Annotated in this window: 14 protein-coding genes; 3 read left to right on the top strand and 11 right to left on the bottom strand. The window is 68.8% G+C overall.

Going from position 1 to position 14,510, the window contains the following annotated elements:
• Positions 1-88 precede the first annotated feature (88 nt).
• Together AC1DJH_RS27605 and AC1DJH_RS27610 are read left to right on the top strand one after the other, a co-directional pair.
• The gene (locus tag AC1DJH_RS27605; RefSeq protein ID WP_472118255.1) at positions 89-1,099 is read left to right on the top strand and encodes a CbrC family protein; all 1,011 of its coding nucleotides are present in this window, start codon (positions 89-91) and stop codon (positions 1,097-1,099) included.
• A gap of 3 nt (positions 1,100-1,102) precedes the next feature.
• Positions 1,103-1,471, top strand: coding sequence for a hypothetical protein (locus tag AC1DJH_RS27610; protein WP_472118258.1), 369 nt, complete (start codon positions 1,103-1,105; stop codon positions 1,469-1,471).
• Positions 1,472-1,637: 166 nt separating this feature from the next.
• On the opposite strand, the gene AC1DJH_RS27615 is transcribed toward AC1DJH_RS27610, so the two are convergent.
• The 10 genes from AC1DJH_RS27615 to AC1DJH_RS27660 form a co-directional block, all read right to left on the bottom strand.
• On the bottom strand, positions 1,638-2,552 hold the full coding sequence (locus tag AC1DJH_RS27615) for a LysR family transcriptional regulator (RefSeq protein ID WP_472118260.1): 915 nt from the start codon (positions 2,550-2,552) through the stop codon (positions 1,638-1,640).
• A 27-nt stretch (positions 2,553-2,579) separates the two neighbouring features.
• A complete protein-coding gene (gene fdxA / locus AC1DJH_RS27620; RefSeq protein WP_472118263.1) occupies positions 2,580-2,909 on the bottom strand; it encodes a ferredoxin in 330 nt (109 codons plus the stop codon).
• A gap of 31 nt (positions 2,910-2,940) precedes the next feature.
• The gene (locus AC1DJH_RS27625) at positions 2,941-3,717 is read right to left on the bottom strand and encodes an enoyl-CoA hydratase-related protein (protein ID WP_472118266.1); all 777 of its coding nucleotides are present in this window, start codon (positions 3,715-3,717) and stop codon (positions 2,941-2,943) included.
• Positions 3,714-4,877 (bottom strand): CaiB/BaiF CoA transferase family protein, encoded by a 1,164-nt coding sequence (locus tag AC1DJH_RS27630; protein WP_472118269.1) that lies wholly within the window; start codon positions 4,875-4,877, stop codon positions 3,714-3,716. Before AC1DJH_RS27630 ends, AC1DJH_RS27625 begins: the two co-directional genes overlap by 4 nt.
• Positions 4,874-6,256 carry an FAD-dependent oxidoreductase gene (locus AC1DJH_RS27635; protein ID WP_472118272.1) on the bottom strand — a complete coding sequence of 461 codons (1,383 nt, stop codon included), beginning with the start codon at positions 6,254-6,256 and terminating at the stop codon, positions 4,874-4,876. Before AC1DJH_RS27635 ends, AC1DJH_RS27630 begins: the two co-directional genes overlap by 4 nt.
• A 73-nt stretch (positions 6,257-6,329) precedes the next feature.
• Positions 6,330-7,010 (bottom strand): ABC transporter permease, encoded by a 681-nt coding sequence (locus AC1DJH_RS27640; protein WP_478187889.1) that lies wholly within the window; start codon positions 7,008-7,010, stop codon positions 6,330-6,332.
• A 5-nt stretch (positions 7,011-7,015) separates the two neighbouring features.
• Positions 7,016-7,150, bottom strand: a complete 135-nt coding sequence (locus tag AC1DJH_RS27645; protein ID WP_478187890.1) for a hypothetical protein — start codon at positions 7,148-7,150, stop codon at positions 7,016-7,018.
• Between the two features lie 10 nt (positions 7,151-7,160).
• Entirely contained in the window at positions 7,161-7,955 is a 795-nt protein-coding gene (locus tag AC1DJH_RS27650; RefSeq protein WP_472118279.1) for an ABC transporter ATP-binding protein, read from the bottom strand.
• 4 nt (positions 7,956-7,959) lie between these two features.
• Positions 7,960-8,991, bottom strand: coding sequence for an ABC transporter substrate-binding protein (locus tag AC1DJH_RS27655; protein WP_472118282.1), 1,032 nt, complete (start codon positions 8,989-8,991; stop codon positions 7,960-7,962).
• 181 nt (positions 8,992-9,172) lie between these two features.
• Positions 9,173-11,563, bottom strand: coding sequence for a DNA polymerase II (locus AC1DJH_RS27660; protein ID WP_478187891.1), 2,391 nt, complete (start codon positions 11,561-11,563; stop codon positions 9,173-9,175).
• A gap of 193 nt (positions 11,564-11,756) precedes the next feature.
• Here AC1DJH_RS27660 and AC1DJH_RS27665 point away from each other — a divergent pair, with 193 nt between their 5' ends.
• Complete coding sequence (locus AC1DJH_RS27665) at positions 11,757-13,412, top strand: GMC family oxidoreductase (RefSeq protein ID WP_478187892.1); 1,656 nt, start codon at positions 11,757-11,759, stop codon at positions 13,410-13,412.
• Here the strand turns inward: AC1DJH_RS27665 and AC1DJH_RS27670 are convergent.
• Positions 13,387-14,412: a LacI family DNA-binding transcriptional regulator gene (locus AC1DJH_RS27670; protein ID WP_478187893.1), complete on the bottom strand. Its 1,026-nt coding sequence runs from the start codon at positions 14,410-14,412 to the stop codon at positions 13,387-13,389. The genes AC1DJH_RS27665 and AC1DJH_RS27670 overlap by 26 nt on opposite strands.
• Between the last annotated feature and the right edge of the window lie 98 nt (positions 14,413-14,510).

The following is a 14,510-nucleotide window of genomic DNA, read 5'->3' on the forward strand; positions in this document are numbered from 1 at the left end:
TTGCGCTCCAGGCGGGCAGCGCGCAGCCGCCGGGGGTCGGATTCTAGAAGGCGGGTACAAACACCTTTGTCAGCAACCCTTCATTGCCATGTCCAGATACCGTCCGCCACCGCCCGCGCCCGACAGCGCACTCCATGCACTCGAACAAAAGCTCGGCGTCGTGCTGCCGCCGGTCCTCAAGGCCTGCTATGCCGCTTCCAACGGCGGCACCTTCGGCGACCCGCGCCGCAGCGACGGCGAATGGCAGTTGCACCCGGTCTTCGACGCCACCGACCGCAAGCAGATGAAGCGCACCGGCGAAGACATCGCGCACTACACCAAGCTGGCGCTCAAGGACGCGCGCTTTGCGCGCAACGGCATCAGCATCGCGCACGACTACACGCTCTTGCAGCAGCTGTTCGTGCTGCGCGACGAGGCGACGGGCGTGGTGGCTGAAGAAATCTACATGTTCGACGCGTTCGCCGGCACGTGGTGCGAGCCGTACGCAGCCGACCTGCGGGCCGCCATCGACCAGGCCCGCGTACCCGAAGCCGCGCAACCCGACCCCGCGCGTGCGCTGCCCGAGTTCCGCTACTACGCCGACCCCTTCGCGTCGGGCGTGCTGCGCACGTCGGGCGAGGCCTGCGCATGCTGCGGCAAGGCCACGGGCTACGTCTACGGCGGCAGTTTCTACGCGGTGGGCGACACATCGAACTTCTGCCCGTGGTGCATCGCCGACGGTTCGGCCGCGGCCAAGTTCGACGGCGAGTTCAACGACGCGGCGTCCATCGGCATGGGCGAGGCCGAGCTGCCCGCCGCCGTGGTGGCCGAGGTGTCGCAACGCACGCCCAGCTTCTTCAGCTACCAGCAAGAGCAGTGGTGGGCACACTGCAACGACGCCGGCCGCTTTCTCGGCGAGATCGAGCATGTCGACCGCGCCCTGCTCGCGTCGGAGGCGGCCAGCGACTTCGTGCGCGCCACCTGCGACGAGGCAGACCTCGGCGGCGACACCGGTTGGCAATGGCTGCTCGACACGCCGTCGCGCAAGCGCGGCATCGCGGTGTTCGTCTTCGGCTGCCTGCACTGCGGCCGGCTGGGTGGCTATGTCGACCACAGCTGACGCGTGAGCCCGCGCAAGATCGTCATCGGCGAGACCCGCTACGCCTGGGTGGTGCGGCGCATCGATGCGCACCACCTGGTGCTGCGCATCTGGCCCGGCGAGCGCCGGCGAAAGGACTTTCCGCTCGAGGTGCGGCTTCGGTTCGACGACCCCTGGCTGAACTTCGGCGAAATCGTCGCCGCCGTGGCCGTGCAGCGCGGCGACGCGTTCCAGCTGGCGCCCGTCACGCCGCGCATGGTGCGCAGCACGATCGAAGCGGCCATCGCCGCGGGCTGGACATCGGGCAGCCCGCGCGGCCACCGCTTCTTCGACCGGTGCATCGACGGCACGTTGACGCCGACGGACAGCGCGCAGCGCGCCGCAGCGCCCTGAGGTTCAACCGGTCGGGTGCGCCGGCGCCTGGCCGCGCGCACGCTCTGCACGAGGAACAGGAACACCGCACCCGCGACCAGGACCATGACGATGCGCTTCGCCACGAAGCCGATGGTCACGGCCGCTAGCGCTGGCTGCAGGATGGCGGTGTGCCCGCCATCCGGTTTCAGACCGCAGCGGCCGCGATCTCCAGTTGCGTCAGGCGCCGCGCCATGCGCCCGACGAAGTTCTGCGTCACGTGCGGCAGCACGCGCTGCGAGGGCACCACGATGCCGACCTGCAGCTGGTCGAGCGCGGGCAGCTCGAAGGGCCGCCAGATCAGGTCGCCGCGCTTCAGGTCGTCGATGAAGGCGATCTTCGAAAAGCACGAGATGCCCTTGCCGGCCATGATCAGCCGCTTGAGCATCGGTGTCGAATTGCAGGTGGCGGCCGGTTCCATGTCGTCCCAGAACGCGGCGAACTCGGGCGACAGCGCCGCGCTGATGACCGGGTGCGAGCTCGAGCGCAGGAACGGATAGCGCGCGCATTCCTTCAGCGACACGCGCGCATGGTTGGCCAGCGGATGACCCGGCGGCATCACCACGCCGATCGGCAGGTTGGCCAGCGCCACCGCCGCCACGCCGCCCGGCAGCCGGTTCACGAAGGTCATGCCCACGTCGACCTGGCCCGACATCACCATCTGCGCCACGTCCATCGGCTGCACCGCGGTGATGGTGTACGTCACGGCGGGGAACACCTGGAGAAAGTCTTCCACCGCCGAGGGCAGCATCTCCTCGAAAAACGAGTCCATGGCCGCCACCTTCACGTGGCCCGTGCGCTCGCCCTTGAGCGCATCGAGCTCGGTGCGCATCACCTGGTACTGGTGCAGCGTTTCCTGCGCGTGCTTGAGCAGGCGCTCGCCCGCGGCATTGAGCCGCAGGCCGTTGGGCATGCGGTCGAACAGTTCCACGCCCAGCTCGTCTTCCAGCTTGTGGATCTGCCGGTTGACGGCGCTCGCGGCCACGAAGAGCCGCTCGGAGGCCTTGCGCACCGAGCCGCAGCTCGCGACCTCGATGAAGTACTTGAGGATGCTGGCATGCATCAGCCGGCCCTCCCCATGTGCAGCCGCTCAACCGTGCGGGTGCGGCATCGCGGCAATGGCCGGGTGGTCGCAGGCCACGCGCCTCGCGTCGGCGCCGCCCGGCGAGCCGAGCCCGCTGACGTTCGCCGCGAAGAACTCGCGGTTGATGCCGGTGAAGTGCGCCATTTCGGGCGGCAGCCGAAGGTCTTCGTAGATGGCCTGGGTGGGGCAGGCGGACACGCAAACGCCGCAGTCGATGCATTCATCCGGGTGAATGTACAGAGTGCGCTCGCCTTCGTAGATGCAATCGACCGGGCAGCACTTGACGCAGGCGCCGTCCTTGACGTCGATGCAGGCGGCGGTGATGACGTAGGGCATGGCATCGGGCCTTCGTGACGGCGGGCGAGCCCTAGCGGCCCAGCCACTGCGGCTTGCGCTTCTGCTGGAACGCCAGCACGCCTTCGTCGGCATCCTGCGACTGCAGCGCCGCCACCAGCGCCGGCAGCCGCATGCGGTGCGCCTCGGCCGGCGACAGCGTGCCGGTGCGGCGCACCACCTGCTTGATGGCCTTGAGCGACAGCGGCGCGCAGGCCAGCAACTGCTGCACCCAGCGGTGCACGGCCGCGTCCAGTTCCGCGCGCGGCACCACCTCGTTGACCAGGCCCATCTCTAGCGCGCGCCGCGCCTTCACGCGCTGGCCGGTGAGCATCATGCCCATGGCCTGGCGGTAGGGAATCTGCCGCTGCAGCAGCAGCATGCCGCCGTCCAGCGGCAGCCGGCCCACCAGCGGCTCGGGCAATCCGAAGCTCGCCTCCTCGCAGGCCACGACGATGTCGCAACCCAGCACCATCTCGAAGCCGCCGCCCAGCGCGAAGCCGTTGACGCGCGCGATCACCGGCACGTCCAGCGTCTCGCGCAGCGCGATGCCGCCGAAGCCGCCGGGGCGCGCCGCGGCCCAGTACTCCACGCCCTTGAGGTTGGAGGTGTTCTTCAGGTCCGCGCCCGCGCAGAACGAGCGCTCGCCCGCGCCGGTGAGCACCACCGCACGGATGTCGTCGCGCGCTTCGATCTCGGACCAGATGCGCTGCAGTTCGGCCTCGGTCGGCAGGTCCACCGCATTGAGCACGTCGGGGCGGTCGATGGTGACCGTGGCGACGTGATCGACGACCTCGAAGAGAACGCTCATGCCCCGGTCTCCTCGATCAGTGCGCGCGCTTCGGCCAGCACCTCTTCGGTGTGCTGCCCCAGCTTGGGCGGGTCGCGCCGCAGGCCGGCCTTGGCGCCCGACATGTGGATCGGGCTGGCGATGAACCTGAGCTTGCGCCCGGGCGACGAACCGCCTTCCAGGATCATCGCGTTGTGCAGCGTCTGCGGATCGACGAGTGCCTCGCGCATGTCGCGCACCGGCGCAGAGAGCAGGTCCTGCTCCTCCAGCTTGGCGAGCCAGTGCTCGCGCGTGCCGCTGGCAAAGCGCTCGTGAAAGATCGCATGCAGCGCCGTCTTGTTGGCGAACTGCGCCTTCAGCGTGGCGTAGCGCGCGTCGAGCGACAGGTCTTCGAGCCCCAGCGCCGTGCAGATATCGCGCAGCGGGTTGGCCTTGAAGGCGCCCACCAGCACCAGCGGGCCGGTCTGCGTGTCGAACACCCCCGACAGCGGCATGGCAGCCCAGTTCACCTCGGAGTCTTCCATCATCACCATGGCCGCCTCCTGCATCTGCATGGCGAGCATGGAGTTGTAGAGCGACACCGAGATCTTCTGGCCCTCGCCCGTGCGCTCACGCTGCAGCAGCGCCAGCAGAATGCCCTGCACCATGTGCATGCCCGCGGTGTAGTCGGCCAGCGCCGTCGGGTAGATCGACACCGGCACCGAGGCGTCGGCGCGGCGCGCCATCACGCCGGTGAGCGCCTGCGCGAGCACGTCCTGCCCGCCCTTGTGGGCATACGGGCCGGTCTCGCCGAAGCCGGTGCCCACCGCGTAGACGATGCGCGGGTTCAGCCGCTTGCAGTCTTCGTAGCCCAGCCCCAGGCGCTCCATCACACCGGCGCGGAAGTTGTTGGTGACCACGTCGGCACCGGCGATCAGCGCCTTCACCAGTTCCATCTGTTGCGCATCGCGCAGGTCGATCTCCACACTGCGCTTGTTGCGGTTCAGGCTGCAGAAGATCGGGTTGTCGTGGCCCGCCACGGGCGCGAAGGTGGAGCGGCTCAGGTCGCCCGCGCCCTTGCGCTCGATCTTGATCACGTCGGCGCCATGGTCGGCCAGCATCTGCGTGCAGACCGGGCCCATCATCACCTGCGTGAAGTCGATCACGCGGATGCCGTCCAGCGGCAGTGCGGCGGTGCTCATGCGGCCTCCTGGGTGAAAGAACGCGCAATGGCGGGCACGTCGGCGTTGGGGCCCTTCTGGTCGCCCGGGTCGGCGCCCTGCGCGCGCAGCGTCTTCTGCAGCTTCGCGATGTCGACCTCGCGCACCGACACACCGGCATTCAGCGCCAGCGCCGCGGCCGTGCCAGTGGCCTCGCCCATCGCCATGCAGGGCGGGATCTCGCGCGAGATCTTCTGCGCGGCCGAGGTGGCCGAGTAGTGGCGCCCGGCGACCAGCAGGTTCTCCACGCTGCGCGGCAGCAGCGTGCGGTACGGGTAGTAATAGTCGCGCCCACGGGCCACGCTGTCATCGAAGCGCGTGCGCTGCGCCACGTCTTCCTTGGTCATCACGTAGGCGCCTTCGAGCAGCCGCGTCTGGCGGATGCCGGTCTGTGGCGCCATGTCGATCAGCGTGCACTTCGCAAAACCCGGCAGCCTGGCGCGCACGAACTCGATCACCTTGTGGATGGTGGCGCGGCCCTGCACCTCGGCGCGCGTCAGGTCGCTCACCTTCAGGCCGTCCAGGCCCGGCATGTGCGGGCAGTTGCACCACACCACGCCCGGCAGCGGCGTCTTGAGCCACCACGCCTCCCAGGCGCCGCCCAGCATGTGCTTGATCTCGCGGTCCAGCGCCTGCCAGGCCACGGGTTCCTCGCGCTCGAAGCGCTCGGCCTCCTCAGTGTCGACGGCACCCAGGCGGAACACGGTGGTCACGATGTAGCTGCCGCTGATGTGCGGCGCGCCGGCCGAGGCCGCCACGTCGAGGTCGCCGGTGGTGTCGATCACCACCTTGCCCAGGATGGCCTCGCGCCCGCCCTTGGTCTCGCAGACCACGCCCTTGACCTTGCCGTCTTCCACCAGCGTGCGCGAGAACCACGAGTGCAGCCGCAGCTCGATGCCGGCCTGCTGCACCATCTCCAGCGAGGTGCGCTTCCACGCGTCGGGGTCGAAGGCGGCGGCGAAGCAGATGGGGTGCGGCTTCTCCTTGCTGTGGAAGTCGTAGGTGCCCCAGCGCTTCCAGCGCCGCACCGACTCGGGCAGCGTGCCCCAGTCCTGCTGGCGCGGGTACTCGGCCAGGCCGAGCGCGGACATGCGCTCGATCATCTCCAGGCAGATGCCGCGCACCGAAATTTCCTGCTGGTGGCTGTCCCACATGTCGTCCAGCACCAGCACCATGCCGCCCGAGGCCAGGCCGCCCAGGTGGTTGTAGCGCTCCAGCAGCGTCACGCTCGCGCCGTTGCGCGCGGCGGCCAGTGCCGCGGCCTGCCCTGCGGGCCCACCGCCGACCACCACCACGTCCGATTCGGCCGCCACGCGCACGTCGTGCGCGGGCTCCTGCATCCAGTCGCCAATACGGCTCATAGAACTATCTCCTTTAGAAATTTTCGGGATGCGGCGGCACGCAGGCCGCCACCTGTTGCAAGTGCGGCAGCGCTCAGTGCACGCTCTCGGGTTGCCAGCGGATGACCCACTTCTCCGCCAGCGTGACCAGCAGGAAGAACAGGCCCGACAGCGTGGCGCTCATGACGATCGCGGCGTACAGCAGCGGCGAATCGAAGTTGAAGGTGGCCTGCAGGATCATGGCGCCGATGCCCACCGTGGCGCCCACCCACTCGCCCACCACCGCACCGATCACGCACATCGACGCCGCGATGCGCAGGGCCGAGAACAGGTAGGGCAATGCGTTCAGCAGCCGCAGGCGGAAGAAGATCTCGGTCTTGCTCGCCGACAGCACGCGCATCAGCTCCATCGCCTGCGGGTTAACCGACTCCAGCCCGCGCACCATGTTCACCAGCGTCGGAAAGAAGCACACCAGCGCGGCGATGGTGATTTTGGGCTCCATGCCGTTGCCCATGATGAGCACCAGCACCGGCGCCTTGGCCACCAGCGGCACGGCGTTGAACATCAGCACCACCGGAAAGAAGATGTCCTGCAGCGTCTTGTTGTGCACGAAGACCGTGGCCACCGCGATGGCCGCGAGGTTGCCCAGCACGAAGCCGCCGGCCGCCTCCATGGCGGTGGGCAGCAGGTTGTCGAGCAGCACGGCGCGCTTGGCGTAGAGCGTCTCCAGCACGGCCCACGGCGTGGGCGCGATGAAGGGCTTGACGTCGAACACGGCAATCACCGCCCACCACAGGAAGAGAAGGCCGGCAATGCCCAGCGCCGGCAGGATGCGGCGGCCCAGGCCTGGTATTCGGGGTCGACCGGTGCGGCGAAGGCACCGGGCACGGCGGTGTCGAGGGAGCGTGTGTTCATGGCATCGGCCTCAGCAGGTTTCCAGCACGCGCCGCAGATGGCTCGTGAGGCGAACGAATTCGGGGGTCTCGCGCATTTCGAGCGTGCGATCGGCGGGCAGCTCCACCGGCACGATCTCGCGCACGCGGCCGGGGTTCGCCGCCAGCATCAGCACGCGCTGGCCGAGGAAGGCCGCCTCGTGGATGCTGTGGGTCACGAAAAGAATCGTCACGCCGGTCTCGCGCCATACGCGCAGGATTTCTTCGTTGAGCCGGTCGCGCGTGATCTCGTCGAGCGCGCCGAAGGGCTCGTCCATCAGCAGGATCTTCGGGTCGCTGGCCAGAGCGCGCGCAATCGACACGCGCTGGCGCTGGCCGCCCGACAGTTCGTGCGGGAAGGCGTGCGCGCGGTCCTTCAGCCCCACCAGCTCCAGCAGTTCCTGCGGCGAGCGGCGGCCCTTGCGGCTCGCGCCGCCGCCGACCTGCAACGGCAGCTCCACGTTCTGCAGCGCGGTGCGCCACGGCAGCAGCGCCGCGTCCTGGAACACGAAGCCGATGTCGCGGTTCTTGCGCGCGGCCTGCGGCGTGGACGACAGCACCTCGATGCGGCCGCGGCTGGGTTGCAGCAGGTCGGCCACCACCCGCAGAAAGGTCGACTTGCCGCAGCCCGAGGGGCCCAGCAGCGTGAGGAACTCGCCGAGCGCCACGTCGAGGTCCAGGCTCTGGAGGGCGGTGACGTCGCGGCGCTCGGTGAAGAAGCGCACGCCGATGTCGCGGCACGCGATGGCCGGCGCGGATGAACGGGCTGTGTCGAGAACGGCGGCCATCGTGTCAGCCCTTCATCGCCCGCGCGGCGGCGGTGGCCTTGAGCGGGTCGAGCGAGATCACGTCGTCCACCTTCGGCGTGCGCGCGGTGAACTGGCCCAGGTCCGCATAGGTGGCGATCTGCTCCTGCCACACGGCCGGGTCCATCGCGCCCCAGCCCTGCGTCTGCGCGGCACCGCCGAAGGCGTACTCGAGCATCACGTCGACCGCCACGCGCTCGTCTTCGCGCTTGAGGTTCGGGTACTCCTTCACCAGCATGTCCACCGCCTGGTCGCGGTTGGCGCGCACGTGGTGCCAGCCCTTGGCGGTGGCACGCAGGAAGGCCTCGATCACCTTGGGCTGGGTCTCCAGCGTCCTGGTCGATGCGTAGTACGGCAGCGCATAGAGGCGCACGCCCGCGTCCCACTGCGTGAGCGTGGCGATGTCGGGTCCCAGCACCTTGATGGCCGTGGTGTTCGTGAGCCAACCCGTCACCACGTCGACCTGGCCCGTGAGCAGCGGCGACATGTCCGCGCCGATGGAGACGACCTTCACGTCCTTCTCGGCGATCTTGTTCTTCGCGAGCAGCGCGCGCAGCAGGATGGCGGCCGTCGACGGAATGCCCACCCGCTTGCCCACCAGGTCGGCCGGCTTGCGCACCGGGTTCTTCGCGAGTGAGAAGTAGGTGTACGGATGCTTCTGCGCGCCCACCGCGAAGCACTTGATCGGCAGGCCCTGCGACACGGCCAGCATGATCGACGGGCTCGACGACACCTGCCCGACCTCGTAGCGGCCCGAGGCGATGATGGCCACGCCGTCGATGTTGGGGCCGCCCGGCTGGATCGCGAAGTCGATGCCCTCCTGCTCGTAGAAGCCCATGCGCTTGGCGACCACCTCGCCGATCTGGTTGCCCCCCACGATCCAGCCCAGCTGCATGTTGATGCGCGCCTTGCCCTGTGCGAAGGCGTCGACGCTGAGCAGGCCGCCGGCGGAGAGACCGCCGGCGATGAGGGACGTCTTGAGGAGACTTCGGCGACCGGGGTCCCGGAGATTGGCCATGGCGAATTCCTTGTGGATGCGATGAGGTGAACGGATGCTAGGAGCGCGCGGCGAGCGCACCAAGCACCGTTTTTCGCAACGGGCGAACTAAAAAATAGGTCCCCTTGCGCTTCCCCAATGACATCGCGGTGCATGGGGCGCACCGGCGTGCACCACATGCGGGAAAACGTGAATCCCGCGGCTAGAAAAGGCCTTGCTGCGCGGTCGTCAACGCCATGAAGCTCTCGCCCATCGGCTGCAGGATGGCGTCGGCAATCGGTTGCAGCTGCTTGCTCAGGTAGTGCTCGTGGTCGATGCGGGAATGGCGCGTTTCCAGCGGCTCCGGCCCGTTGCGGGTCATGACGTATTGAATCCAGCCGCCGCTCTGGTACTGCATGGGCCGCCCGACACTGGCGTTGTACGCGTCGGCGATGCGCGCGGCGCGCACCTGAGGCGGCACGTTGACCAGGTAGGCATCGAGCGGGTGGCGCAGGTGCTTCCTGTAGATGAGCAGGTCGTCCTTTGCGCCGGCCAGCGTAGCGCGTGCATAGTCGGTCACGAATGCCTTGTACGGCTCGCCCTGAAAGATGCGCGACAGCAGCCCCTCCTGGAACTGGCGCGCCAGCGGGGTCCAGTCGCTGCGGGCCATCTCCAGGCCGCGGTAGACCATCTCCTCCTTGCCCGATGCATCCATGCTCAGGCCCGCATAGCGCTTCTTGCTGCCCACCTCCGAGCCCCGGATGGTGGGCATGAAGAACTTCCTGTAGTGGGTGTCGAACTCGATCTCGAGCAGGTTCTCCAGGCCCTGCTCCTCGCGCAGGGTTCGCGTCCACCAGCCGTTGATGTCCCCCGCCAGTTCGGCCGCGACGGCGTGCGCTTCCTCGTTGCTATGGGTGCGCCTGAGCCAGATGAAGATGGAGTCGGTGTCGCCGTAGATGACCTCGTAGCCCCGGCGCTCCACGAAGTCGCGCGTGAGCTTCATCATCTCGTGGCCCCGCAGGGTGATGGCGGACACCAGCTGGGGATTGAAGAAGCGGCAGTCGGCCGCACCCAGCACGCCGGCGAAAGAGTTCATGAGCAGCTTCAGGGCCTGGGACAGCGGCTCGTTCCTGACCCGCTTGGCCTCGTCGCGGGCACGCCAGAGCGTGGTCACGATTTCGGGCAGGCAGTGCTTCTCGCGGGAGAAGACGGTTCCTCCCGGCCCGTTGACGTGCATCGCCGGATCGCTGGCGTTCGAACCTTCCATCAAGCCCACCGGGTCGACCAGGAAGGTGCGGATGATCGAGGGGTACAGGCTCTTGTAGTCCAGCACCACCACCGAGTCGTAGAAGCCCGGCTTGGAGTCCATCACGTACCCGCCGGGATAGGCCTTGCTCGCGATCTCGCGCACGTTCGGCGCCACGTAGCCCAGGCGATGCATGCGCGGCAGGTAGTGGTGGCTGAACGCGGCAATGGAGCCGCCGAAGTGGTCGGCCTGCAGGCCGGTGGCGTGGGCGCGCTCCATCATGAACTGCAGCAGCTTCGCCTTCTCGAAGATGCGCAGCACCAGCTCGCAGTCGCGGATGTTGTAGCGCGCGAGCGCGGGCTTGTCGTGCTGGTAGCGCCGCTCGATGTCGGCCATCTTGTCGTACGCGTCGCCGATGGACTTGCCCTCGCCGAGCAGCGCTTGCGACACGGTCTCCAGGCTGAACGAAGGAAAGCTCCACACCGCGGCCTTGAGCGCGTCGATGCCGTCGATGACCACCCGGCCGGGCATGGGTGCGAACAGGTAGCCCTGCTTGCCCGGATGGGTGCGCCACGCGACAGGCCGCCGCTCACGCCCCAGGAGGAGCGGCGCCCCGCAGTCGTCGGCTGTCTTCTGAAGCACGCGCAGGTCGAACTGGATGACGTTCCAGCCGATCAGGACGTCCGGGTCGTTGCGCTCGAACCAGTCGTTGAGCCGCTCGAGCATGGCCTTGCGGGTCGGGCAATAGACGAGCGAGAAGTCCATGGGCGCATGCCGTTCACCCGGCTCTGCCGGCTCGGGCGGCGGCTCGCCCAGCATGAAGACAACCCGTTCCTGCGTGCCGTCCAGCGCAATGGAATAGAGCGCTTCGTCCTGGCTCGTCTCGATGTCCAGCGACACCACCTTCAGCACCGGCCTGAATTCGGGCGCGGGCTTGAGCTTGCAGTCGATGAGGGTGGCGCCGTCGACCCGCCCTCCCTCCACCCGCACGCCGGCGGTGATGAACCGCTCCATCAGGTAGCGATCGTGCGGGCGCACATCGGCTTCGAGCAGCGGAACGCCCAGCGGCTGGAGGGCACGCGCCAATCGACCGAGCTGGCGGAAGTGCGTTGCATAGACACCGACGACGGGTTCCTGTTGGAAGGTCTTCAGTTCGAGTTCACGCAGTTGCATGCCCGGCATGGCCGCGAGCTGCGCCTGCACAGCCGCCCTGTGCCGGGTCGCGACGAATGCGACGGAGCTCCGGGCGGTCAGGAGCACTTTCAGCGGCCCCGCATCGGTGGCCAGCCAGTACTCGATTTCGGTGCCCGACGGGGCATCGCGCCAATGGCGAGTGAGGATGAAGCCCTTGAGTTCGGTGGACGCCACGAGAGCTTGAAGGGTCGGAGGAGGCGGAAGGGCAGGCTGGGGCACAGCCGATTTTCGCCCGGTTGCGGCCGGGCGGCGTTGGCCGCAATGCGACGCACCGAGGGAAAACGCCGAGCCCCGCTTCCACGTTCATTCCTACAGTCGAATCCGTCCGCGCGGACGCAGGCAGCAAAGAACAAAAGGAAGACGCGCCATGGAATTCGACTACGTGATCGTCGGTGGCGGCTCCGGCGGCGCCACCCTGGCCTCGCGCCTGAGCGAGGACCCCGGCGTGCAGGTCTGCCTTGTCGAAGCCGGCGGCGAGGGGCGCGGCATTCTGGTGCGCGCACCGGCCGCCACGGTGGCGATGCTGCCGGGCCGCCCGCGCATCAACAACTACGCCTACCGGACCGTGCCGCAGCCGGGCCTGGACGGCCGCCGCGGTTACCAGCCGCGCGGGCGCTGCCTGGGCGGCTCGAGCGCGATCAACGCAATGCTCTACGTGCGCGGCCACCGCGAGGACTACGACGACTGGGCCCGCGCGGGCTGCGCCGGCTGGTCGTTCGACGAGGTGCTGCCCTACTTCATTCGCGCCGAAGGCAACCAGCGCGGCGCCAGCGCGCTGCATGGCGCCGACGGGCCGCTGCAGGTGGCAGAGCAGCAGAGCCCGCGCGCGATCACCGAAGACTTCGTGCGCGCCGCGCAATCCTGCGGCATTCCGCGCAACGACGACTTCAACGGCCCCGAGCAGGAAGGCGTGGGCCTCTACCAGGTCACGCAGTTCCACGGCGGCGCGAAGAACGGCGAGCGCTGCTCGGTGGCCGCGGCCTACCTGCACCCGGCGATGAAGCGCCCCAACCTACGCGTGCTGACCGGTGCGCAGGTGCTGCGCGTGCTGCTCGAAGGGCGCCGCGCGGTGGGCGTCGAGATGCGGCGCGGCGGCAAGACCGAGACGATCGCCGCGCGCCGCGAGGTGGTGCTGTGCGGCGGCGCGTTCAACTCGCCGCAGCTGCTGATGCTGTCGGGCATCGGAGAACCCGGCGAACTAGGGAAACACGGCATCGCGGTGCGGCACGCGTTGCCGGGTGTCGGGCAGAACCTGCAGGACCACACCGACTTCATCCTGTCGTACACCTCGAAGGACACCGACCTGTTCGGCATCGGCGCGGTCGCGGGGCTGAAGCTGATGAAGGCCGTCTTCGAGTGGCGCAAGCGCGGCACGGGGCTGGTCGCCACGCCGTTCGCCGAGGGCGGCGCCTTCATCAAGTCGTCGCCCGAGCTGCGGCGGCCCGACCTGCAGCTGCACTTCGTGATCGCCATCACCGACGACCATGCGCGCAAGCTGCACATGGGCTTCGGCTTCTCGTGCCACGTGTGCGTGCTGCGGCCCAAGGGCCGTGGCGACGTGCGGCTGAACGATGCCGATCCGCTGTCGGCGCCGCGCATCGACCCGCGTTTCCTGTCGGAGCCGGAGGACCTGGCGCTGCTGCTGCAGGGCGTGAAGACGACGCGCGAGATCCTGCGCGCGCCGGCGCTCGCGAAGTACCGGCACCGCGAGCTCTACACGGCCGACGCCCGCACCGACGAAGAGCTCGTGCGCCACATCCGCGCGCGCGCCGACACCATCTACCACCCGGTGGGCACCTGCAGGATGGGCACGGACGCGATGTCGGTGGTCGACGCGCAGCTGCGCGTGCATGGCATCGAGAACCTGCGCGTGGTCGATGCCTCGGTCATGCCCACGCTGATCGGCGGCAACACCAACGCGCCGACCGTGATGATGGCCGAGCGCGCGGCCGACTGGATGCGCGGGCCGATCACCTTCGACCGCGCGGTGCAGGACGCTAGGTCGCCTGCGACGAGCCCCTGACCACCAGTTCGCCGGGCAGCAGCAACTGGCGCGGCGGCACGTCGAGGCCGCGCAACCGTTCGATCAGGCAGTGGGCCGCCGTGCGCCCGATGGCGTCGGTCGGCTGGGCCACGGTGCTCAAGCCCGGCCCGATGAGCGAGGCCCACTCGGGATCGTCGAAGCCGACGAAGCCCAGGTCGTCGCCGAACCGCCAGCGCAGCCGGGCCATCGCCTGCGCCACGCGCAGCGTGACCACCGCATTGCCCGCGACCACGGCCGCCCTGCGCCCGCGCCTGGCGCGCTGGCGCAGGGCGCGCAGCGCTTCGTCGAGCGCCTCGTGGCCCCCTTCGACGCATTCGAAGATCTCGCCCGCCACGCGCGGCTCGTGCGCGGCCACGCAGGCGCCGAAGGCCGCCGTGCGTTCGCGCCGCGAGCTCACGCCTTTCTGCGGCTCGGTCACGTACAGCAGCTCGCGGTAGCCGCCTTCGACCAGGTGGCCGCAGGTGGCCGTCATTGCGGCGTGGTTGTCGAGCGAGACGAAGTCGGTGTGCATGCCGGTGTGGCGCCGATCGACCAGCACCGCCGGCTTGCCGTGCAGCGTGACCGCGTCGACCACGTTGCTGCCGCGGCCCAGCGTGTTGAGGATGAAGCCGTCGACCTGGTAGCCCGCGAGCGCATCGATGGCCTCGCGCTCGCGTTCGCTCTCGTTGCCGAGGTTGAACAGCATCACGAGGTAGCCCGCGTCCTGGCAGGCCTTCTCGGCGCCGCGCAGCACGGCCACGGAATACGGGTTGGTGATGTCGGCCACGATCAGGCCGATGAGGCGCGAGCGACCGTGGCTCAGCGCCTGCGCCATCGGGCTGGGCGAGTACTGCAGCGCCGCGATCGCGACCTCGACGCGCGCGGCGATGTCGGGGCTCAGAAGACGTTCGCGATGGTTGAGAAAGCGCGAGACGGTGGCTTTGGAAACGCCGGCTGCTTCTGCGACGTCGGCGATGGTGGCGCGGCCGCTCGGCTTCATGGTCTTGCTCCTTCCCCCTTTGGGGGAAGGTTGGGATGGGGGCAGGCAGAGCGCTCGATGGATGCGCCGCTTGCCCCCACCCCTGCCCTCCCCCAGCG

This window comes from Variovorax sp. 10N412 (genome assembly GCF_056394985.1).

Excerpts from the sequence above, each read along its gene's own strand:
- AC1DJH_RS27605 (WP_472118255.1), top strand. The coding sequence starts at position 89 with ATGTCCAGATACCGTCCGCCACCGCCCGCGCCCGACAGCGCACTCCAT.
- AC1DJH_RS27615 (WP_472118260.1), bottom strand. The coding sequence starts at position 2,552 with ATGCATGCCAGCATCCTCAAGTACTTCATCGAGGTCGCGAGCTGCGGC.
- AC1DJH_RS27665 (WP_478187892.1), top strand. The coding sequence starts at position 11,757 with ATGGAATTCGACTACGTGATCGTCGGTGGCGGCTCCGGCGGCGCCACC.
- AC1DJH_RS27635 (WP_472118272.1), bottom strand. The coding sequence starts at position 6,256 with ATGAGCCGTATTGGCGACTGGATGCAGGAGCCCGCGCACGACGTGCGC.
- fdxA (WP_472118263.1), bottom strand. The coding sequence starts at position 2,909 with ATGCCCTACGTCATCACCGCCGCCTGCATCGACGTCAAGGACGGCGCC.
- AC1DJH_RS27650 (WP_472118279.1), bottom strand. The coding sequence starts at position 7,955 with ATGGCCGCCGTTCTCGACACAGCCCGTTCATCCGCGCCGGCCATCGCG.
- AC1DJH_RS27630 (WP_472118269.1), bottom strand. The coding sequence starts at position 4,877 with ATGAGCACCGCCGCACTGCCGCTGGACGGCATCCGCGTGATCGACTTC.
- AC1DJH_RS27625 (WP_472118266.1), bottom strand. The coding sequence starts at position 3,717 with ATGAGCGTTCTCTTCGAGGTCGTCGATCACGTCGCCACGGTCACCATC.
- AC1DJH_RS27645 (WP_478187890.1), bottom strand. The coding sequence starts at position 7,150 with ATGAACACACGCTCCCTCGACACCGCCGTGCCCGGTGCCTTCGCCGCA.
- AC1DJH_RS27670 (WP_478187893.1), bottom strand. The coding sequence starts at position 14,412 with ATGAAGCCGAGCGGCCGCGCCACCATCGCCGACGTCGCAGAAGCAGCC.
- AC1DJH_RS27655 (WP_472118282.1), bottom strand. The coding sequence starts at position 8,991 with ATGGCCAATCTCCGGGACCCCGGTCGCCGAAGTCTCCTCAAGACGTCC.